Here is a 20,408-nt window from a genome sequence, read left to right as displayed (position 1 = left end):
ACCGGGCAGAGGGCCTCGATGTGCAGGCGCTGTGGCTGTTACTTCACCGGCTCCGGCTCCGGCTCGCTCTCCGCCGTCTCCTCGCCCGCCGGGTCCACCGGGGTCTTGACGGACTCCAGCAGCAGCTGGGCCACGTCGACGACCTGGATGGACTCCTTGGCCTTGCCGTCGTTCTTCTTGCCGTTGACCGAGTCGGTCAGCATGACCAGGCAGAACGGGCAGGCCGTGGAGACGATGTCGGGGTTCAGGGAGAGAGCCTCGTCGACGCGCTCGTTGTTGATGCGCTTGCCGATCCGCTCCTCCATCCACATCCGCGCGCCACCCGCGCCACAGCAGAAGCCGCGCTCCTTGTGGCGGTGCATCTCCTCGTTCCGGAGACCGGGGACGTTGGCGATGATCTCGCGCGGGGGCGTGTAGATCTTGTTGTGGCGGCCCAGGTAGCAGGGGTCGTGGTAGGTGATGATGCCCTCGACCGGGGTGACCGGGACCAGCTTGCCCTCGTCGACGAGGTGCTGGAGCAGCTGGGTGTGGTGGATGACCTCGTAGTCGCCGCCGAGCTGCGGGTACTCGTTGCCGATCGTGTTCAGGCAGTGCGGGCAGGTCGCGACGATCTTCTTCGCGGACTTGGGCTTGGCGGACTCGGCGACCACCTTGCCGTCGTCGTCGAGCTCCTCGCCGAACGCCATGTTCAGCGCCATGACGTTCTCCATGCCGAGCTCCTGGAACAGGGGCTCGTTGCCGAGGCGGCGGGCGGAGTCACCGGTGCACTTCTCGTCGCCGCCCATGATCGCGAACTTGACGCCCGCGATGTGCAGCAGCTCGGCGAAGGCCTTCGTGGTCTTCTTGGCCCGGTCCTCCAGGGCGCCCGCGCAGCCGACCCAGTACAGGTACTCGACCTCGGTGAGGTCCTCGATGTCCTGGCCGACGACCGGGACCTCGAACTCGACCTCCTTGAGCCACTCCAGGCGCTGCTTCTTCGCCAGGCCCCAGGGGTTGCCCTTCTTCTCCAGGTTCTTGAGCATGGTGCCCGCCTCGGACGGGAACGCGCTCTCGATCATCACCTGGTAGCGGCGCATGTCGACGATGTGGTCGACGTGCTCGATGTCCACCGGGCACTGCTCGACACAGGCGCCGCAGGTGGTGCAGGACCACAGGACGTCCGGGTCGATGACGCCGTTCTCCTCGACGGTCCCGATCAGCGGGCGCTCGGCCTCGGCGAGAGCGGAAGCGGGCACCTGGGCCAGCTGCTCCTCCGACGCCTTCTCCTCGCCCTCCATCGTCTTGCCGCCACCGGCCAGCAGATACGGCGCCTTGGCGTGCGCGTGGTCGCGCAGGGACATGATCAGGAGCTTGGGGGAGAGCGGCTTTCCGGTGTTCCAGGCCGGGCACTGCGACTGGCAGCGGCCGCACTCGGTGCAGGTGGAGAAGTCCAGCAGGCCCTTCCAGGAGAACTGCTCGACCTGGGAGACGCCGAAGACGTCGTCGTCACCGGGGTCGGTGAAGTCGATCGGCTTGCCGCCGGAGGTCATCGGCTGGAGGCCGCCGAGGGCGGTCTCGCCGGTGGCGTTGCGCTTGAACCAGATGTTCGGGAACGCCAGGAAGCGGTGCCAGGCCACACCCATGTTGGTGTTGAGCGAGACCACGATCATCCACACGAAGGACGTGCCGATCTTGATCATCGCGACCAGGTAGACCAGGTTCTGCAGTGCGGTCACACTCAGGCCCTTGAAGGCCAGGACCAGCGGGTACGACGCGAAGTACGACGCCTCGTAGGAGTCCACGTGGTGCAGCGCGCCCTCAAGGCCGCGCAGCACGTAGATGGCGAGGCCGATGGTGAGGATGACGTACTCGACGAAGTACGCCTGACCCGCCTTGGAGCCCGCGAAGCGGGACTTGCGGCCGGGGCGCGAGGGCAGGCTCAGCAGCCGGATGACGATCAGGGCGATGATGCCGAGCGTCGTCATCACGCCGATGAACTCGATGTACAGCTCGAACGGCAGGAACTCGCCGATGACCGGCAGCACCCAGTCGGCCTTGAAGAGCTGCCCGAAGGCCTGCGCGAGGGTCGGCGGCAGGGTCAGGAAGCCGACCGCCACGAACCAGTGGGCGAAGCCGACGATGCCCCACCGGTTCATCCGGGTGTGGCCGAGGAACTCCTTCACCAGCGTCACGCTGCGGGCGTAGGGGTTGTCGGTCCTGCTCCCGGCGGGCACGGGCTGGCCCAGCTTGAAGTACCGGACGAACTGGCCGATGGCGCGTGCGAGCAGCGCCACGCCGACCACGGTCAGTACCAGCGACACGATGATCGCGGCGAGTTGCATTTCGGGGCTCCTCGGGCCTGCGAGGTTCTGACGAGCGAGATTACTAAGCGGTAACTTATGCAGTCCGTCTGAGAGTACCCATATTCTCCGCCGCACTGTAGCCGGGCGCGGGGTGATCTGAATCGCTCAGGGTTACCTTAAAACCCGATCGTGTTATTCGTGTCGAATTGGTACATACGGCGCTAATTTGGCCTTGTGCTCTATGGGATCCTCGCCGCCAGCTCCGCCCTGCTCCTCGCCGCCGTGCTCGCCGCCCTGCTGCGGGCGCCCGCCCTGCGCCTCGGCATCGTCGACCGGCGGTGGCGGCGCCCCATGCCGCTGTCCGGCGGGGTGGCGGTCGTGGCCGGCACCTGCCTGGTCGCCGCCGTGGGTGACCGGCAGGGCGCCACGCCCCTGGGCCCCGAGGCCGGGCGGCTGCTCGTCGCCGGGGCCGCCGTCGCCCTCCTCGGGCTCGTCGCCGACGTCCTGCGCGTCAAGGCGCGGTTCCTCGTCGGCGGTACGGCCGCGGCGGCGGCCTGCGTGGTGCCGTACGAGGACACCGGAGTGCTCGCCGGGATCCTCGCCGTCGGCTGGATCGTCTTCGTCGCCCTCGGGTTCAAGGCGCTGGACCACGTCGACGGGCTCGCCGGGACCGTCGGGGTCCTCACCGCCTTCGGGGCGGCTGCCTGCGCGGCGGCCGAGGTGATGGACGGGCTCGCCGTACTGCTGAGCGTGCTGGCCGCCGCGCTGACCGGGTTCCTGATGCACAACTGGCATCCCGCGCGCGTGGGGCTCGGTGCGAGCGGGGCGCTCTTCACCGGCTTCCTGCTGGCCTCGGCGGCCGTGACGACCCGCGCGGGGCAGGAACTCGGCGCCGGGGCCGGGGTGTTGTTCGCGCTGACGGCCCTGGTCGCCGCCGACGTCGTCCTCGTCGTCCTGGCCAGGCGGCTGTCGGGGCGGTCGCTGCTGCGTCCGGCGCCCGACCATCTCGCCCACCGGCTGCGCCGGCTCGGGCTCACCCCGCAGGGCGCGTGCGTGGTCCTCGGTGTCGTGTCCTTCGGCGGGGTACTCGTCGGGGTCCTCGTGCACCTCGGGTGGATCGCCGCCAGCGGGGCGCTCTGGGTGGCCGGCTGTGCCCTGGTGCTCGTCCTCGGACTGCTGCGGATCAAGCCCAGGGTGAAGCCCGCCGCGAGGTCCGGAGTGGTCCCGCGTCCGGCATCACCGCAGGTCACGACCCAGTTGCGTGTAAGGAACGGATAAGAGTTGAGCCCCCATGACTCAGGTCTGTTGACCCATCGGCTGACGTCATGCACACTTGAGTCCGTTCCACTCAAGTCAGCTGGAGGAAATCACCATGGCACGTGCGGTCGGCATCGACCTGGGCACGACTAACTCCGTCGTCAGCGTTCTTGAAGGCGGCGAGCCCACCGTCATCACCAACGCCGAGGGTGCCCGGACCACGCCGTCCGTCGTCGCCTTCGCGAAGAACGGCGAAGTGCTCGTCGGCGAGGTGGCCAAGCGCCAGGCGGTCACCAACGTGGACCGGACCATCCGGTCCGTGAAGCGCCACATGGGCACCGACTGGAAGATGGAGCTGGACGGGAAGCCCTTCAACCCGCAGCAGATCTCCGCGTTCATCCTCCAGAAGCTGAAGCGGGACGCCGAGTCCTACCTGGGCGAGAAGGTGACCGACGCGGTCATCACCGTCCCGGCGTACTTCAACGACTCCGAGCGCCAGGCGACGAAGGAGGCCGGCGAGATCGCGGGCCTGAACGTCCTGCGCATCGTCAACGAGCCCACCGCGGCCGCGCTCGCGTACGGCCTCGACAAGGACGACCAGACGATCCTCGTCTTCGACCTCGGTGGCGGCACCTTCGACGTGTCCCTCCTGGAGATCGGCGACGGCGTCGTCGAGGTGAAGGCCACCAACGGTGACAACCACCTCGGTGGTGACGACTGGGACCAGCGGGTCGTCGACTACCTGGTGCAGCAGTTCAAGTCCGGTCACGGCGTGGACCTCGCCAAGGACAAGATGGCCCTCCAGCGCCTCCGCGAGGCCGCCGAGAAGGCCAAGATCGAGCTGTCCTCCTCCACCGAGACCTCGATCAACCTGCCCTACATCACGGCCTCCGCCGAGGGTCCGCTGCACCTGGACGAGAAGCTCACCCGCGCCCAGTTCCAGCAGCTGACCGCGGACCTCCTGGAGCGCTGCAAGACCCCGTTCTTCAACGTCATGAAGGACGCCGGCGTCTCCATCAACGAGATCGACCACGTCGTCCTCGTCGGTGGCTCCACCCGGATGCCCGCCGTCGCCGAGCTCGTCAAGGAGCTGACCGGCGGCAAGGACGCCAACAAGGGCGTCAACCCGGACGAGGTCGTCGCCATCGGCGCGTCCCTCCAGGCCGGTGTCCTCAAGGGTGAGGTCAAGGACGTCCTGCTCCTCGACGTGACCCCGCTGTCCCTCGGCATCGAGACCAAGGGCGGCATCATGACCAAGCTCATCGAGCGCAACACCACGATCCCGACCAAGCGGTCCGAGATCTTCACCACGGCAGAGGACAACCAGCCGTCCGTGCAGATCCAGGTCTACCAGGGCGAGCGCGAGATCGCGGCGTACAACAAGAAGCTCGGGATGTTCGAGCTGACCGGTCTGCCGCCGGCCCCCCGTGGCGTGCCGCAGATCGAGGTCTCCTTCGACATCGACGCCAACGGCATCATGCACGTGACCGCCAAGGACCTGGGCACGGGCAAGGAGCAGAAGATGACCGTCACCGGCGGCTCCTCGCTGCCGAAGGACGAGGTCGACCGGATGCGCCAGGAGGCCGAGCAGTACGCGGACGAGGACCACCGCCGCCGCGAGGCCGCCGAGACCCGCAACCAGGGCGAGCAGCTCGTCTACCAGACGGAGAAGTTCCTCAAGGACAACGAGGACAAGGTCCCCGGCGAGGTCAAGACCGAGGTCGAGGCCGCCGTCGAGGAGCTGAAGGCCGCGCTCAAGGGCGAGGACACCGCCGAGATCCGCACCGCGACCGAGAAGGTCGCCGCGGTCTCCCAGAAGGTCGGCCAGGCCATGTACGCCGACGCCCAGGCCGCCCAGGCCGCCGGCGGCGACGCCGGTGCCGAGGCGCCCAAGGCGGACGACGACGTCGTGGACGCCGAGATCGTGGACGACGAGCGCAAGGACGGTGCCGCGTGACGGAGGAGACCCCGGGCTTCGACGAGAAGCCCGACGTCCCCTCCGGCGCCACCGACGACGCCGAGCCGAAGGCCGCCGCCTCCTCCTCGGAGGCGGGGGCGGCCCCGGCCGGGGACGCAAGTGCCCAGATCGCCGGCCTGACGGCCCAGCTGGACCAGTCGCGCAAGGCGCTCGACGAGCGCACCGCGGACCTCCAGCGGCTCCAGGCCGAGTTCCAGAACTACCGCCGCCGCGTGGAGCGGGACCGGATCACGGTCAAGGAGATCGCCATCGCGAACCTCCTGACCGAACTCCTGCCCGTGCTCGACGACATCGGCCGCGCGCGGGAACACGGTGAGCTGCTCGGCGGGTTCAAGTCCGTCGCGGAGTCGCTGGAGACCGTCGCGGCGAAGATGGGTCTGCAGCAGTTCGGCAAGGAGGGCGAGCCCTTCGACCCGACGATCCACGAGGCCCTGATGCACAGTTACGCGCCCGACGTCACCGAGACGACGTGCGTGGCGATTCTCCAGCCGGGGTATCGCATCGGCGAGCGCACCATCCGCCCCGCGCGGGTGGCGGTCGCCGAACCGCAGCCCGGCGCGCAGACGGTCAAGGACGAGTCCGAGACCGGCGAGGAGAAGGACAACAGCTCTGAAGAGGGCTGAAGCCGTAGTGGGTGACCGGAAGGAGGGGCGTCGGGGATGAGCACCAAGGACTTCATCGAGAAGGACTACTACAAGGTCCTCGGCGTCCCCAAGGACGCCACCGAGGCCGAGATCAAGAAGGCGTACCGCAAGCTCGCCCGCGAGTTCCATCCGGACGCCAACAAGGGCAACGCCAAGGCCGAGGAGCGCTTCAAGGAGATCTCCGAGGCCAACGACATCCTCGGTGACCCCAAGAAGCGCAAGGAGTACGACGAGGCCCGCACCCTGTTCGGCAACGGCGGTTTCCGTCCGGGGCCGGGCGGCGCGGGCGGCTCCTTCAACTTCGACCTGGGCGACCTCTTCGGAGGCGGCGCCCAGGGCGGGGGCCAGGGAGCCGGCGGCTTCGGCGGCGGACTCGGAGACGTCTTCGGGGGCCTGTTCAACCGGGGCAGCTCGGGAACTACGCGCGTCCAGCCGCGGCGCGGGCAGGACATCGACACCGAGGTCACCCTCAGCTTCACCGAGGCGATCGAGGGAGCGACGGTCCCGCTCAGGATGTCCTCGCAGGCCCCCTGCAAGGCCTGTTCGGGCACCGGTGACGCCAACGGCAACCCGCGCGTCTGCCCGACCTGCGTCGGCACCGGCCAGGTGGCGCGGGGCTCCGGCGGAGGGTTCTCCCTCACCGACCCCTGCCCCGACTGCAAGGGCCGCGGCCTGATGGCGGAGAACCCCTGCGAGGTCTGCAAGGGCTCCGGGCGGGCCAAGTCCTCCCGGACCATGCAGGTCCGCATCCCGGCCGGGGTCTCCGACAACCAGCGGATCCGGCTGCGCGGCAAGGGCGCGCCGGGCGAGCGCGGCGGACCCGCGGGCGACCTGTACGTCACCGTGCACGTCGCCGCGCACCCCGTCTTCGGCCGCAAGGGCGACAACCTCACGGTGACGGTCCCGGTGACCTTCTCCGAGGCGGCGCTCGGCGGTGAGGTCAGGGTGCCGACGCTGGGCGGTCCCGCGGTGACGCTGAAACTGCCGCCGGGCACCCCCAACGGCCGCACCATGCGGGCACGGGGCAAGGGCGCGGTCCGCAAGGACGGCACCCGGGGCGATCTGCTGGTCACCGTCGAGGTGAGTGTCCCGACCGAGCTGTCGGGGAAGGCTCGTGACGCGCTGGAGGCGTATCGCGAGGCGACCGTGGGTGAGGACCCACGGGCGGAGCTGTTCCAGGCCGCGAAGGGAGCATGATTCGAGTGGACGGTCGTCGACGCAACCCGTATGAACTGACCGAGGAGACCCCGGTCTACGTCATCTCGGTGGCGGCCCAACTCTCCGGCCTGCACCCGCAGACACTGCGCCAGTACGACCGCCTCGGCCTGGTCTCCCCGGACCGCACGGCCGGGCGGGGCCGGCGCTACTCGGCCCGCGACATCGAACTGCTGCGCACCGTCCAGCAGTTGTCGCAGGACGAGGGCATCAACCTCGCCGGCATCAAGCGCATCATCGAACTGGAGAACCAGGTCGCGGCGCTCCAGTCGAGGGTGGCCGAACTCCAGGCCGCCGTCGAGGGCGCGGCCGCGGCGATGCAGCAGCGCGAGGCGGCGGTGCACGCGTCGTACCGCCGCGACCTGGTGCCGTACCAGGAGGTCCAGCAGACCAGCGCGCTGGTGGTGTGGCGGCCGAAGAGGGCCAAGGACTAGGCACCACGAGAAGGGGCCCGGAGATCTCTCCGGGCCCCTTTCCCGTGCGCTCAGAGCCAGCTTTCCCAGATGCCGTACGCCTGCTGCCGTACGGCCTGCTCGGTGCCCGAGGCGTCGGTGAACACCACGCGGTAGTAGTACAGCCCCAACAGGTCCTCGTGCACGGTGTAGTCCACGTACAGCGTGGGCGTGCCGACCTTGGCGGTGTGGAGGGTGACATAGGCGGCCCGGTCCGGGTCCCAGCGCTCCACGCGGTAGTCGGTCAGCCGGGCGCAGTCGCCGAGGCCGTCCGTCTCGTCGCAGCCGACGTCCACGGTCGGGTACTGGTCCTCACGGACCGTGGTCCCGGTCCAGCCCGGCGGACGGGTGTCGGGCAGGGTGACGGAGAGCTCGGCGGGGTGGAACGCGGCGGGCCCCGCGTACGCGTCGATGAGGGGGGAGCCGTCGGTGGCGGCCACCTTGTAGGTGTGGGTGCTGCCGTCGGGCAGGATCGGGCAGAGGATCTCGGTCTTGGACAGGGAACTGCCCGTCCAGCAGTTCTCCTTCCACTGCGTCTCGCCGGTCTCCGGGTCGGTGACGCCCTCCCAGATCCGGTAGCCCTGGACGTCGTCGTCGGCGGGCGGAGTCCAGGTCAGGCGTACACCGAGGGGGATCTGCTCGGCGGCCAGGTTCTGCACCGGGGCCGGGCGCACGGTGTCCGGCGTGGTCGCGGTGGCGGCGGGGCCGGGCTGCGACTCATGGCCGTACGGGTCGATCGTCACGACCGTGTAGTCGTACGTCGTCTCGGAGGCGCCGGAGACGTCCCAGCAGACGCCGTTGATCTGCCGGGGACCGGCGTAGTCGGGGGCGTCGCCGGTGTTCCAGGTCCAGTACGTCTTCGGGTCCGTCAGGGGCAGGTCCTGCGAGCTGTCGGGCTTGCACGCGGCCACCACGCTGCGCTCGCCGGTCGCCTTGTCGGTGCGGGCGAGCCGGTAGGTGAGCAGGGGCCTGTCCTCGCCGAAGGTCCACGGGTCGGCGCTGCTCCACTCGATCATCACCCCCTCGTCGAAACGGTGCGCGGTGGTGCTGAACGGTGCGATCGCCTCGGGCCGGTCGGCCATGGTCAGTGTGGCCTCCACCGGGGCGGCCGCGTTGCCCTTCGCGTCCACCGAGCGCACCGCGTACCGGTAGCTGTCGGCGACCGCGACCAGCTGACGCGGCACCACGTCGGTCCCCGTGGTGGTGGTCGGGGTGTTGCCGGTGGCGCCGGGCAGCGCGTCGAGCCAGCCGCCGGTCGCCGGGTCGTACTGGAGGACCTGGTACGAGGCCGCCCCGTCGACGGCCGACCAGACCACGTGCGGAACCCCCGACCGGTACTCGACGCGCGCGTCGGCGGCGGTGGCGGGCGGAGTCAGGTCGGACGTGGTGAAGGTGGTGGCCGCCGAGTACGCGGACCAGTTCCCGACGGCGTCCCGGGCCCGGCCGCGATAGGTGACCTTGCTGCCGTCGGCGGCGTAACCGGTGTCGCAGATCGCTCCCTTGGTCCCCGTGTACACGGTGGTCCAGGTGTTGGTGACGGGGTCGAGCCGCTGCATCTCGTAGAGGGCGATGTCGGCCGCGTTCTCCGCGGTGGTCACCAGCTCCGGTGCCGCGTAGGGCCGGCCCACCGGGCACGAGTCCATCTCCAGGAACGGCGCCGCGGGCGGGGTCGTGTCCACGGTGGTGACGGGCTGGTCGGCGGTGCCGCCCGAGGTGTTGCCGGCCTTGTCGTAGGCGCGGACCTCGTAGTAGTAGGTGGCGCCGGTGGGCGGCGTGCTGTCGGTGTACGACGTGCCGGTCGTCGTCGCGACGGGCTTGCTGCCGAACGACGTTCCCTTGAGCCGCCGGTACAGCTTGTACCCGGCGAGGTCCATCTCCTTGTTCTTCGCCCAGGCGACCTTGGTCTTGCGGGTGGTCTTGTCGTACGCCACCGAAGTGCCGGTCGGCGTGAGGGGCTTGACCTTGTCGACGTCGGCGGTGGTGCGGGGGGTGTAGGTGACCTTGACCTTGGCGGTGCCGGTCCAGTTGGCGTAGTCGACGCGCAGGGTGTGCTTGCCGGACGGGACGGTGACGTTGGCGGTCTTCTTGACCGTGGTGGAGACGTTCTTCCAGAGGTCGATCCTGCGGACGCCGTCGACGTAGACGCGGATGCCGTCCAGGCCGGTGGCGTTGAGCGCGAAGGGGCCGCCGGAGCCGAAGTCGCGGGTCACGCTCCAGCGCACGCCGAAGTTGTCCTTCGGGAGGCCGGAGGCGGGTGCGCCGCTCCAGTTCTGGTCGATCGCGTCGTCGCAGTCGGTCTTCTTCGGGGTGCCGGAGAAGGACGTGTTCGCGTAGAACTGGCGCTTGAACACCGGGGAGGCGCAGGTCGTCGCGGCCGAGGCCGGGGACGCGGTCACGGTGAACAGGGTGCCGGCGGTGGCGAGGACCACCGCGCCGGCGGTCGTGCGGCTGGCTGACTTCATTCGATCCTCTGGTCGGATACGGAACAGCAGTTGTGAGGCTGTCGTGATCACGACTCGCGAGGTGTGAAGTTGGTTGTACGGGTGTTCGCGCGAAGTCTTCACAGCATCGGCGGAGAGTGGCGTTGCGCACTCGTTAAGTGATTCCGCTTGACTCCGCGGGGCGCCGCCGCGTTGGCTTTTCAGTCACATGGGCCGCAATGCCGCGCCCGCGTCCGGAAAGCATCAGAAGTGAGCAGCCCCATGCGTCGTATCGCCATAGCCGTGGCAGCGTCCACGATGTCCCTCTCGCTGGCCGCCTGCGGGGCGCTCGGCGCCGCGAGCGGGAGCGAGGCGAGCCCGACCAAGGGCGACGACATCACCGTGGGTGTGCTGATGCCGGAGAAGACGAACACCCGCTACGAGGAGTTCGACTACCCGATCATCCAGAAGAAGGTCGCGCAGCTCACGGACAAGAAGGGCAAGACGGTCTACGCCAACGGCGAGGCCAACGCGAAGAAGCAGGCCGCGCAGATGCAGGAGATGATCGACCAGAAGGTCGACGTCATCCTGCTGGACGCGGTCGACTCGCACGCCATCGCGGGCATGGTGGAGAAGGCCAAGGACGCCGGCATCCCGGTCATCGCCTACGACCGGCTCGCCGAGGGTCCGATCGACGGGTACGTCTCCTTCGACAACGAACTCGTCGGCGAGGTCCAGGGCCGTTCCCTCGTCGAGGCGCTCGGCTCCGACATCGACACCTCCGACAAGATCGTCATGATCAACGGCTCGCCCTCCGACCCGAACGCCGGACAGTTCAAGGCGGGCGCGATGTCCGAGCTCAACGGCAAGGTGACGATCGCCGAGCAGTACGACGTCGACGGCTGGAAGCCGGAGGTCGCGCAGAAGGACATGACGCAGGCGATCAGCGCGATCGGCAAGGGCAACATCAAGGCCGTGTACTCCGCCAACGACGCCATGGCCGGCGCCGCCATCCAGGCGATGGAGGACGCGGGCATGACGAAGATCCCGCCGATCACCGGCCAGGACGCGGAGCTGGCCGCGGTGCAGCGGATCGTGTCCGGCGAGCAGTACATGAGCGTCTACAAGCCGTACCCGGACGAGGCCGAGGCCGCCGCCGAGATGGCCGTGACCAAGATCCAGGGCAAGGACATCCAGTTCGACGCCCTCGCCACGGACAGCGTCGACAGCCCCACCAACAAGGACATCCCGGCCCAGCTCGTCCAGGTCGTCGCGCTGACGAAGGACAACATCAAGAGCACGGTCGTCAAGGACGGCATCTACACCGTCAAGGACATCTGCACCTCGGAGTACAAGAGCGCCTGCGCGGCGGCGGGGCTGTCCTAGCCGAAGCGCGGGGAGGGGCCGGAGGATCTCTCCTCCGGCCCCTCCCGGCCGTTCAGGCCACCCTCGTGAACTCCACCGTGACCTCCGGCGGCCCGCCCGGCACGCCGCGGTAGATCCCCTTGTGCGGGGTCACGTCGTCGTAGTCGCGGCCCCGGGCCACCACCACGTGGGACTCGTCGGCGCGCACGCCGTTGGTGGGGTCGTAGCCGCACCAGTCGCCCGCCCAGTACTCGATCCAGGCATGGCTCTGCCCGGCGACGGGCCGGTGCAGCTCGGCCTCGCGCTCCGGGTGGAGGTAGCCGGAGACGTAGCGGGCCGGCAGGCCGACGGCCCGCAGCATCGCGACGGTCAGGTGGGTGATGTCCTGGCAGACGCCCGCGCCCTGCTCCCAGGCCTCCGCGGGGGAGGTGTTCACGCTGGTCGCGCCGGGCAGGTACGACACCCGGCCGGCGACCAGCGCCGACACCGCGAGCGCCGTCTCGTGCGGGTCCAGGCCCGCCGCGGCCTTGCGGGCCTTCTTGGCCAGCTTCGCCGGAACCGTCGTACGGCCCGTGGGGCTCGCGAACTCCAACAGGCGGGAGTGCGCGACGCGTTCGGCCACCTCGGCCCAGCTGGGCGCGGCCGGCAGCGGCTCCGGCGGGGTCGTCTCGACCAGGCTGGAGGCCGTGATGGTGAGCCGGCCGTGCGGGTCCATCAGGTCGAAGCCGGTGACCTGGGTGCCCCAGTAGTCCCAGTACGTCCAGGTCGGCGTGGTCGGGTTGACGGTGACCCGGGCGTCCAGGGTGGTCTGGGCCGGCAGGGTCAGCGGGGTCATCCGGACCTCGTTGTGGGACGAGGCGGCGGGCTGGGCGTACGCCACCTCGGTGACGTGCTCGATCCGGAGGCGGCGGGTCATCGTCCGGCTCCTTCCTGGGCCCACTCGACGGGCCCCTGGTACGGGAAGAACCGCTCCGCCACCGCTTCCGCGGAGGCCATGCACGCGGTCTGCAGGTCGCGGAGCAGCAGGGGGAGTTGCTCCTCCAGGGCGTGCAGGTCGAGGTATTCGAGGCGGGTCCGCATCCGGCCGATCGGGCGGCGCGCGGGGTCCTGGCGGGGGCGCCCGAGCGCGGTCAGGCACTCCTCCGCCGTCGTCAGGGCGTGCAGCGCGGAGCGCGGGAAGTCCCGGTCCAGGAGCAGGAACTCGGCCACCCGCGGGGTGTCGCCGAAGCCGCCGTACAGGCGCGCGTACGCCTCGTCGGCGCCGGACGCGCTCAGCAGGGTCGGCCAGTCGGGCGCGTGGGCCGCGTCGAGCACCCGGACCGACAGCAGCCGTACGGTCATGTCCACCCGCTCCAGACTCCGGCCGAGCACCACGAAGCGCCAGCTGTCGTCGCGGCTCATGGTGGAGTCGGCGAGCCCGAAGAAGAGGGCCGCGCGCCGCCGTACGAGCTCCAGATAGGCGTAGGGGCCGGTACGGCGGGCCGCGAGCCGCTGGTCGGCGAGCGCGTGCCAGGTGGAGTTGAGGCACTCCCACATCTCCGAGGAGACGGCCTCCCGGGCGCTGCGGGCGTTCAGCCGGGCGGCGCCGAGCGCGCCCTCGATGGACGCCGTCGAACGGGCGTCGAAGGCCAGCTGGTCCAGCACCCGCTGCATGTCGCAGGGCTGGCCGCCGGCGTCCATGCCGAGGATCGCGTACAGCGACCGGCAGGCCGCGTCCTCGTCGCGCCAGGGGTCCTCCAGCATCCGGTGGAGGTAGGCGTCGAGGATCCGCCCGGTGGCGTCCGCCCGCTCGACGTAGCGGCCGGTCCAGATCAGGGCCTCGGCTATCCGGGAGAGGATCACGTCGTTCACTGCTGTGCCCCTTCCTGTACGACGGTGGGGGAGCCGTCGGGACCGTGCTGGCGTGGCGCGATGTCGAGGGGGGCCGTGCCGGGCGCGGGCGGCGGCGGCTCGGCGGGGCCCTCGGCGAGCACCCAGGTGTCCTTGGAGCCGCCGCCCTGGCTGGAGTTGACGATCAGGTTGCCCTCCTGGAGGGCGACCCGGGTCAGGCCGCCGGGCAGGACCCAGATGTCGCTGCCGTCGTTGACGGCGAAGGGACGCAGGTCGATGTGGCGGGGCGCCATGCGTTCACCCGCGAGGGTGGGAGAGGTGGACAGGGCGACCGGGCGCTGGGCGATGAAGCCGCGGGGGTCCTTGCGGACGGCCTCACGGGTCCTCTCCAGGGTCTCGCGGTCGGCCTTCGGGCCGATGACGATGCCCTGCCCGCCGGCCCCGTCGACCGGCTTCACGACCAGCTGGTCGATCTGGTCCAGCACGGCTTCCAACTGGCCAGGCTCGTCCGGGCGGAACGACTCCACGTTGGGCAGAATCGGTTCCTCGGAGAGGTAGTAGCGGATCAGGTCCGGGACGTAGGTGTAGAGCAGCTTGTCGTCCGCGATGCCGTTGCCGACCGCGTTGGCGAGGGTGACATGGCCCGCCATGGCCGCGCCGAGGATGCCCGGGCAGCCGATCACCGAGTCGGGGCGGAAGTGCAGCGGGTCGAGGAAGTCGTCGTCCAGGCGCCGGTATACGACATGGACGGGCACCTCGCCTCGGGTCGTGCGCATCCACACCCGGTTGCCCCGGCACACCAGGTCGTGGCCCTCGACCAACTGGACGCCCATCAGCCGGGCGAGCAGGGCGTGTTCGAAGTAGGCGGCGTTGTTGGGCCCGGGGGTCAGGACGACGACCCGGGGGTCCTGGACCCCGTCGGGGGCGGCCGCGCGCAGGGCGGCGAGCAGCTTCTGCGCGTAACCGTCGACGGGCAGCACATGCTGTTCGGCGAACAGGGACGGGAAGACACGGGTCATCGCGCGCCGGTTCTCGATCACGTACGACACCCCGCTGGGCACCCGGACGTTGTCCTCCAGGACCCGGAAGTCGCCCTGTTCGTCCCGGACGAGGTCGATGCCGGCGACATGGATGCGTACGCCGCCCACGGGCTCGATCCCCTGGGCGGCCCGGTGGAAGTGCGGGGAGTTCAGCAGCAGCCGCCAGGGCACCACCCCGTCCTCGAAGGCACGGGCGGGTCCGTAGGCGTCGGCGAGGTAGGCCTCCAGGGCCCTGACCCGCTGGCTCACCCCGCGTTGTACGAGATCCCATTCGAGGGCGTCGAGGATCCTGGGCACGAGGTCCAGCGGCCAGGGCCGTTCCTCGCCCGCGAAGGCGTAGGTCACGCCCCTGTCGGTGAACGTCCGGGCCATCTGGTCGGCCCGGAACCTGAGTTCACTCGGTTCGATCGGCTGGAGCGCTGCCAGTACCGGCTCATAGGCGGTCCTGACCTCACCCGGCCGCTCGAACATCTCGTCCCACGCGTCGGCCAGCGCGTACGCGTCAAATATGTCCGCCATGACCTGACGTTAAGTGCGGCACGTAACGAACTGATCACTGTGCGATTTCCGGGAGTTGACACGCGGAGCGGGTTGTTCCGCGCCGGGTCCCCCTCGGCCGTACGCGGGCGCAGCTTGTTGCAACCCGGCGCGGGGAGGCCCGGATGCAGTGGTGCATATCGGCCGTATTCCCCTGCCCCGGCCCGAGGAGCCGTGTTGCGGAGCCGGTCCGGGCCGCGCATAGTTGCGGAGCCGAGGGGGCTTCGACGCCCCGATGGGGAACAGGACAAGAGGGCGGTAGACGCTGGAACCGGGGGTGGGATGGGCAATGACCGGCTACGGGGCGGACGACCATCCACACGGTGCTGACCGGCTGTGCGAGGCCGGGGACCGGGTGTACTCCCGGGCCGTACGGCGCGGCCGGGTGCCGCGCGACGACGCCGGACCGGTGCCCTGTCTGCTGGAACTGGCCCTGCTGCACCCGGACCCCGACGACATGGACTGGCTGGTGCCGACGGCCCCGCAGGAGGTCATGACCCGGCTGCTGCGCGAGGTCCACGACGAGGTCAGCGCGAGCCAGCGCCGGGTCGGCGCCGCGGTCGCCGCGGTGGAGCGGTACGCGGGCCTGGCGCCCAGCGTCGTCGCGGGCGGTGCCGGGGAGGGGACCGCGATCCGCGTCCTCGACGGCCTCTCCCGCATCCAGGCCGCGATGGACGAGGCCACCGAGGCCTGCACCACGGAGGTCCTCACGGTCCAGCCGGGCGGCATCCGCCCCGAGCACGAGCTGACCGAGGGCCTGCACCGGGCACTGGCGCTGCGCGGCCGGGGCGTACGGATGCGGGACCTGTACACCCACGTGGCGCGGCACGGCCAGGGCCTGCTGAACTACCTGGAGCTGATGGGCGGTGCGGTCCAGGCCCGCACCCTCGACGAGGTCATCGACCGGCTCATCCTCTTCGACCGCACGGTCGCCTTCATCCCCGCCAACGCCGACCGCACCCTCGCCCTGGAGCTACGGCACCCCGCGCTGGTGGAGTACCTGGTGACCGTCTTCGAGCGGCTGTGGCGGCTGGCGATCCCGCTGACCGCCCCGCTCCCCGACACCGGCATCGAGGGCATCTCCCACCGCGAGCAGTCCATCGCGGCCCTGCTCGCGGAGGGTCACCAGGACGCGGTGATCGCGGAACGCCTCGGCATAAGCGTGCGCACCTGCCGGGCCCACATCGCGCGCCTGTCGGAGACCCTGGGGGCGGCCAGCCGTACGCAGCTGGGCGTGCGGATAGCGCAGGTGGGCCTGGACGGCGCCGCCGGGTCCCCGTCACCGGACCCGAGCACCTCCGCACCGGCCTCCGTCACCTCCCTCACGCTCCCCGATCAAGGATCCCGGACCGTCCGATGAGGTAGCCGAGCTGGGCGCGGCTCTCGCTGCCGAGGGTGGCGGCGAGCTTGGCGATGTGGACGCGGGCGGTGCGGATGTTCATACCGAGGCGGTCGGCGATGACGGCGTCCGTGTGCCCCTCCACCAGCAGCCCGGCGATGGCCCGCTGACGGGGCGTGACCCCGTTCAGGCTGGGCCGGTGCACGGTCTGCGGGTACATCGGCGTGGCCTGCCACCACAGCCGGTCGAACGTGGCGGCCAGGAACTCCACCAGCGCCGGATGCCGGACCTCCAGCGCCAGCCTGCCGTCCGCACCGGCGGGGATGAACGCCACGTCCCGGTCGACGACGATGAGCCGGTCGGTGACCTCGTCCAGGGAGCGGGCCTCGGCGTCGCCGCGGAGTTGCTCGTAGCGGGCGAGGACGAGCGGCATCTGGCGCTGGGTGTGCTGGTAGAGGGTGCGGATCCGGCCGCCGCGGTCCAGCAGCGCCTGGTCCCGGTCCATCGCCACCACCTGGGCGGCGGCGCCCCGGCTGTCGCTGTAGTGCAGATTGGGCTGCACACACAGGAGTTCGCGCGCGGCACCGGTCATCGCCTCGGTGATGGCCGCGTTGATCCGGCCGGTCCCGCTGACCACCCTGACCGCCGGGTTCCGGTCGGCCGCCGGGGCGCGCCGCGCGTCGATCCGGGTCAGCGGCGCGAACGCCTCGGCGAGTCGCTCGCCGTACTGACGCTCACGCACGACGTGGTCGGTGGTGGTGCGGAGCAGGCGGTGGAGGGCGAGGGCGGGGGGTACGGGTTCCAGCCGGGCGGGGACCGCGTGGGCAGGGTCGGGTCGGTGATGGTCGGGGGCCTCTCCGGGCGGCCGGAACAGGCCGCTCTCGGTGAGGCAGGGGACGGCCGAGGCGTCCTGGCTCCCGATCCCGCCCTGCCGCAGAGCGCGTTCGTAGAGCTCGATGGCCTGGGGGCACGGGTCCAGCGGGCCGTGCGCCGGATGGGCGGCCGCACTCGTCACTCGCCCGCCTCCTCCTGCCCGAGGATCCCGGACTGCCCGATCAGGTAGCCGAGTTGGGCGCGGCTCTCGCTGCCGAGGGTGGCGGCGAGCTTGGCGATGTGGACGCGGGCGGTGCGGATGTTCATGCCGAGGCGGTCGGCGATGACGGCGTCGGTGTGGCCCTCGACGAGGAGGGCGGCGATGGCGCGCTGGCGGGGCGTGACGCCGTTCAGGGTGGGCTGCTGGACGGCTCGGGGGTGCATGGGGGTGGCGAGGCGCCAGAGCCGGTCGAAGGCGGTGACGAAGAAGGCCACCAGGGCGGGGTGACGGACCTCCAGGGCCAGGGTGCGGTCCTTGTTGGCCGGGACGAAGGCCACGGTCCGGTCCACGATGATCAGACGCTCGGTCACCTCGTCGAGGGTGCGGGCCTCGACGTCGCCCCGGAGGCGCTCGTAGCGGGCCTGGACGCTGGGGGCGTGGCGCAGGGTGTGCTGGTAGAGGGTGCGGATCCGGCCGCCCCGGTCCAGCAGGGCCTGGTCCCGGTCGAAGGCCTCGACATGCACGAACGGGGGCGGCTGGGCGTGTCGGTCGCTGGTGTTCGGCTGGATCGACAGCAGTTCCGAACTGCCCGCCATGGCCTGGCCGATGACCCGGCTGATGAGGTCGGTCCCGCTGAGGACGCTGATCATCGAGGAGTCGTCGGCGCCGGTACGGCCACCGTCGATCCGCAGCAGCGGCTCGAAGATCTCGGCCAGCCGGGCCTCCCGCCGCCGTTCCTCAGCGATGCGCTCCTCGGCGATCCGCAGCATGCGGTGCAGGGCGACGGCCGGGGCGACGGGCTCCAGCCGGTCCGGGTCCGTGACGGCGGGATGCAGCAGCCCGAAGTCGAGCAGACAGGGCGCTTCCTCCGCGTCGGCACCGAGCACATGCCCCTCGCGCAGGGCACGCGTGTACAGCTCCGTCCCCGCCCCGCACAGGTCCTCCACACCGTGCTCGGGATGCGGCGGCCTCATCGTGTGACTCCTTCCTGCTCGAGGATGCCGGACTGCCCGATGAGGTAGCCGAGTTGGGCGCGGCTCTCGCTGCCGAGGGTGGCGGCGAGCTTGGCGATGTGGACGCGGGCGGTGCGGATGTTCATGCCGAGGCGGTCGGCGATGACGGCGTCGGTGTGGCCCTCGACGAGGAGGGCGGCGATGGCGCGCTGGCGGGAGGTGACGCCGTCCGGGGAGGGCGGTTCGACGGCTCGGGGGTGCATGGGGGTGGCGAGGCGCCAGAGCCGGTCGAAGGTGGTGGCGAGGAAGGCCACCAGGGCGGGGTGGCGGACCTCCAGGGCGAGGGTGCGGTCCTGGTTGGCGGGGATGAAGGCGACCTGGCGCTCGACGACGATCAGACGCTGGGTGACCTCGTCGAGCGTGCGCGCTTCCACATCCCCGCGGAGGCGTTCGTAACGGGCCAGGATGCTGGGGGCGTGGCGCAGGGTGTGCTGGTAGAGGGTGCGGATCCGGCCGCCCCGGTCCAGCAGGGCCTGGTCGCGGTCGAAGGCCTTGGCGTGGATCTCGGCGGGGGAGTGGGTGTGACTGGTGTGCGGCTGAATGGTGAGCACCTCGCCCGACGCCTCCGCAACGGTCCGCTGGATGGCCTCGCCGATACGGTCGAGCCCGCTGAGGACATGGATCGTGGGGGTCTGCGCGAGTGTGGCGGACCGCATACTTCCGGCCACCAACCGCTCGAACACAGCGGCCAGCCGCTCCTCACGGCGCCGTTCGTCTGCTATGCGGTCCGCCGCGCCGCGCAGCAGGCGGTGCAGAGCCAGGGCCGGCTCGACGGGCCGCAGCCGGCGCGGGTCTCCGGGGTCCGGCTGGAGCAGACCGAGCTCGACGAGACACGGAACCTCGGCCGCCTCCTCGGCGTTCACCCGTCCTTCGCGCAACGTCCGGGTGTACACGCCGAGGCCCGCCTCGCACGGTTCTCCCCGGCCGTGCGTGTGAGCCCCGCTCACGGGTGGTCGTCTCCCCCTGATATCGCCTGGTCGGGCTTGAGGATCCCCGACTGCGCGATGAGGAAGCCGAGCTGGGCGCGGCTGCCGCTGCCGAGGGCGGTCGCGAGCTTGGCGATGTGGGCCCGGCAGGTGCGGACGTTCATGCCCAGGCGGCGGGCGATCGCCTCGTCGACATGGCCCTCCACGAGCAGTTTGGCGATGGAGTGCTGGATGTCCGTGATGCCGTCGGGGGCCGTTTCGTAGGGGGCGCCGGCGCTCAGGGGGACGGCACGGGTCCACATGAATTCGAACACCTTGATCAGGTATCGGACAAGACCGGGGTGACGCAGTTCGAGGGCCACCTGCCGGTCGTCGCGGGTGGGGATGAACGCGACGGTCTCGTCGCAGATGATGAGGCGCTCCACCAGTTCGTCGATGGTGCGGTACTCCGCCTTCCCGTCGGCGAAGTGGTCCACCCAGGCGAGCCGCTCGGGGCTGTACCGAGCCGTGTGCTGGTAGAGCGTCCGGATGCGTACGCCGCGCTCTATCAGCGGCCGGTCGCGTTCCAGCGCCTCCATGAGCCGGTTCTCGGAGCTGGGGCGACCGCTCGGCTGGACCGTGAGCATCTCGGTCTGGCACTGGGCCGTGGCCAGGTCCAGCGCCGCGTTGATGCGGTCGAGGCCCTCCAGCACGGTGATCGAGTGGGTGGAGTTGGCCTCCTGCGCGCTGAGGGCCATGAACGGTTCGAAGACCTCGGTGAGCGCGATCGACCGGCGCCGGTTCTCACTGATCTCGTGTTCGATGCGGTCGAGGCGCTGGGCCAGGGCGACGGCAGGTGGAACGGGACGCAGCCAGTTCGCGTCGTCAGGATCGGGGTGCAGGAGGGCGAACTCCATCAGGCAAGGAGCGGGCTCGGCGTCCGCCCGGAGAATTCGTCCCGTGCGCAGAGCGTTTGCGTAGAGGCGGCCTCCCTCTTCGCACAGCTCGGTCATCGCATGGGGATGTGTCGCCTTAATCCCATTTGTTGCCAAATCTCCACCCCCCAGGGTCCTGAACATGCAGGAACATGATGCACCG

General features: G+C 70.5%; 16 protein-coding genes. 7 read left to right on the top strand and 9 right to left on the bottom strand.

The features are described 5' to 3' along the window. Positions 1–38 precede the first annotated feature (38 nt). Complete coding sequence (locus OHN19_RS20200; RefSeq protein ID WP_330265532.1) at positions 39–2,321, bottom strand: (Fe-S)-binding protein; 2,283 nt, start codon at positions 2,319–2,321, stop codon at positions 39–41. 195 nt (positions 2,322–2,516) lie between these two features. Here OHN19_RS20200 and OHN19_RS20195 point away from each other — a divergent pair, with 195 nt between their 5' ends. The 5 genes from OHN19_RS20195 (at position 2,517) to OHN19_RS20175 (ending at position 7,810) form a co-directional block, all read left to right on the top strand. After that, positions 2,517–3,560: an MraY family glycosyltransferase gene (locus OHN19_RS20195; RefSeq protein WP_330265531.1), complete on the top strand. Its 1,044-nt coding sequence runs from the start codon at positions 2,517–2,519 to the stop codon at positions 3,558–3,560. Positions 3,561–3,654: 94 nt separating this feature from the next. Next, the gene (gene dnaK, locus OHN19_RS20190; RefSeq protein WP_123762112.1) at positions 3,655–5,496 is read left to right on the top strand and encodes a molecular chaperone DnaK; all 1,842 of its coding nucleotides are present in this window, start codon (positions 3,655–3,657) and stop codon (positions 5,494–5,496) included. Continuing rightward, positions 5,493–6,140 carry a nucleotide exchange factor GrpE gene (gene grpE / locus OHN19_RS20185; protein ID WP_330265530.1) on the top strand — a complete coding sequence of 216 codons (648 nt, stop codon included), beginning with the start codon at positions 5,493–5,495 and terminating at the stop codon, positions 6,138–6,140. The genes dnaK and grpE overlap by 4 nt, the downstream gene beginning before the upstream one ends. A 36-nt stretch (positions 6,141–6,176) precedes the next feature. Continuing rightward, positions 6,177–7,358, top strand: coding sequence for a molecular chaperone DnaJ (gene dnaJ, locus OHN19_RS20180; protein WP_330265529.1), 1,182 nt, complete (start codon positions 6,177–6,179; stop codon positions 7,356–7,358). 5 nt (positions 7,359–7,363) lie between these two features. Continuing rightward, complete coding sequence (locus OHN19_RS20175) at positions 7,364–7,810, top strand: heat shock protein transcriptional repressor HspR (RefSeq protein WP_123762115.1); 447 nt, start codon at positions 7,364–7,366, stop codon at positions 7,808–7,810. A gap of 50 nt (positions 7,811–7,860) precedes the next feature. On the opposite strand, the gene OHN19_RS20170 is transcribed toward OHN19_RS20175, so the two are convergent. Then, positions 7,861–10,290 (bottom strand): PA14 domain-containing protein, encoded by a 2,430-nt coding sequence (locus OHN19_RS20170; protein WP_330265528.1) that lies wholly within the window; start codon positions 10,288–10,290, stop codon positions 7,861–7,863. Positions 10,291–10,530: 240 nt separating this feature from the next. Between OHN19_RS20170 and OHN19_RS20165 the strand changes: the two genes are divergently transcribed. Then, positions 10,531–11,634, top strand: coding sequence for a sugar ABC transporter substrate-binding protein (locus OHN19_RS20165; RefSeq protein ID WP_330265527.1), 1,104 nt, complete (start codon positions 10,531–10,533; stop codon positions 11,632–11,634). Between the two features lie 52 nt (positions 11,635–11,686). Here OHN19_RS20165 and OHN19_RS20160 read toward each other — a convergent pair whose 3' ends face one another. The 3 genes from OHN19_RS20160 to OHN19_RS20150 are packed head-to-tail and all read right to left on the bottom strand — an operon-like array spanning position 11,687 to position 15,002. Continuing rightward, positions 11,687–12,529 (bottom strand): transglutaminase family protein, encoded by an 843-nt coding sequence (locus OHN19_RS20160; protein WP_330265526.1) that lies wholly within the window; start codon positions 12,527–12,529, stop codon positions 11,687–11,689. Next, positions 12,526–13,464 carry an alpha-E domain-containing protein gene (locus OHN19_RS20155; RefSeq protein ID WP_330265525.1) on the bottom strand — a complete coding sequence of 313 codons (939 nt, stop codon included), beginning with the start codon at positions 13,462–13,464 and terminating at the stop codon, positions 12,526–12,528. Before OHN19_RS20155 ends, OHN19_RS20160 begins: the two co-directional genes overlap by 4 nt. Continuing rightward, positions 13,461–15,002 (bottom strand): circularly permuted type 2 ATP-grasp protein, encoded by a 1,542-nt coding sequence (locus OHN19_RS20150; protein ID WP_330265524.1) that lies wholly within the window; start codon positions 15,000–15,002, stop codon positions 13,461–13,463. Before OHN19_RS20150 ends, OHN19_RS20155 begins: the two co-directional genes overlap by 4 nt. Before the next feature lie 307 nt (positions 15,003–15,309). On the opposite strand from OHN19_RS20150, the gene OHN19_RS20145 reads away from it, so the two are divergent. Beyond that, positions 15,310–16,380 (top strand): helix-turn-helix transcriptional regulator, encoded by a 1,071-nt coding sequence (locus tag OHN19_RS20145; RefSeq protein ID WP_330265523.1) that lies wholly within the window; start codon positions 15,310–15,312, stop codon positions 16,378–16,380. On the opposite strand, the gene OHN19_RS20140 is transcribed toward OHN19_RS20145, so the two are convergent. The 4 genes from OHN19_RS20140 to OHN19_RS20125 are packed head-to-tail and all read right to left on the bottom strand — an operon-like array spanning position 16,343 to position 20,389. Next, complete coding sequence (locus OHN19_RS20140; RefSeq protein ID WP_330265522.1) at positions 16,343–17,374, bottom strand: helix-turn-helix transcriptional regulator; 1,032 nt, start codon at positions 17,372–17,374, stop codon at positions 16,343–16,345. The two genes, OHN19_RS20145 and OHN19_RS20140, sit on opposite strands and share 38 nt — an antisense overlap. Further along, positions 17,371–18,366, bottom strand: a complete 996-nt coding sequence (locus OHN19_RS20135) for a helix-turn-helix transcriptional regulator (RefSeq protein WP_330265521.1) — start codon at positions 18,364–18,366, stop codon at positions 17,371–17,373. Before OHN19_RS20135 ends, OHN19_RS20140 begins: the two co-directional genes overlap by 4 nt. Continuing rightward, entirely contained in the window at positions 18,363–19,352 is a 990-nt protein-coding gene (locus OHN19_RS20130) for a LuxR C-terminal-related transcriptional regulator (RefSeq protein WP_330265520.1), read from the bottom strand. The genes OHN19_RS20135 and OHN19_RS20130 overlap by 4 nt, the downstream gene beginning before the upstream one ends. After that, the gene (locus tag OHN19_RS20125; RefSeq protein ID WP_330265519.1) at positions 19,349–20,389 is read right to left on the bottom strand and encodes a helix-turn-helix transcriptional regulator; all 1,041 of its coding nucleotides are present in this window, start codon (positions 20,387–20,389) and stop codon (positions 19,349–19,351) included. Before OHN19_RS20125 ends, OHN19_RS20130 begins: the two co-directional genes overlap by 4 nt. Between the last annotated feature and the right edge of the window lie 19 nt (positions 20,390–20,408).

It is taken from the genome of Streptomyces griseorubiginosus (assembly GCF_036345115.1).
In the GTDB taxonomy this organism is placed as follows: Bacteria; Actinomycetota; Actinomycetes; order Streptomycetales; family Streptomycetaceae; genus Streptomyces; species Streptomyces griseorubiginosus_C.
This window is presented reverse-complemented; position numbering and strand designations above follow the sequence as displayed.

Excerpts from the sequence above, each read along its gene's own strand:
- OHN19_RS20200 (WP_330265532.1), bottom strand. The coding sequence starts at position 2,321 with ATGCAACTCGCCGCGATCATCGTGTCGCTGGTACTGACCGTGGTCGGC.
- dnaK (WP_123762112.1), top strand. The coding sequence starts at position 3,655 with ATGGCACGTGCGGTCGGCATCGACCTGGGCACGACTAACTCCGTCGTC.
- dnaJ (WP_330265529.1), top strand. The coding sequence starts at position 6,177 with ATGAGCACCAAGGACTTCATCGAGAAGGACTACTACAAGGTCCTCGGC.
- OHN19_RS20170 (WP_330265528.1), bottom strand. The coding sequence starts at position 10,290 with ATGAAGTCAGCCAGCCGCACGACCGCCGGCGCGGTGGTCCTCGCCACC.
- OHN19_RS20165 (WP_330265527.1), top strand. The coding sequence starts at position 10,531 with ATGCGTCGTATCGCCATAGCCGTGGCAGCGTCCACGATGTCCCTCTCG.
- OHN19_RS20160 (WP_330265526.1), bottom strand. The coding sequence starts at position 12,529 with ATGACCCGCCGCCTCCGGATCGAGCACGTCACCGAGGTGGCGTACGCC.
- OHN19_RS20150 (WP_330265524.1), bottom strand. The coding sequence starts at position 15,002 with ATGGCGGACATATTTGACGCGTACGCGCTGGCCGACGCGTGGGACGAG.
- OHN19_RS20145 (WP_330265523.1), top strand. The coding sequence starts at position 15,310 with ATGACCGGCTACGGGGCGGACGACCATCCACACGGTGCTGACCGGCTG.
- OHN19_RS20135 (WP_330265521.1), bottom strand. The coding sequence starts at position 18,366 with ATGAGGCCGCCGCATCCCGAGCACGGTGTGGAGGACCTGTGCGGGGCG.
- OHN19_RS20125 (WP_330265519.1), bottom strand. The coding sequence starts at position 20,389 with ATGTTCAGGACCCTGGGGGGTGGAGATTTGGCAACAAATGGGATTAAG.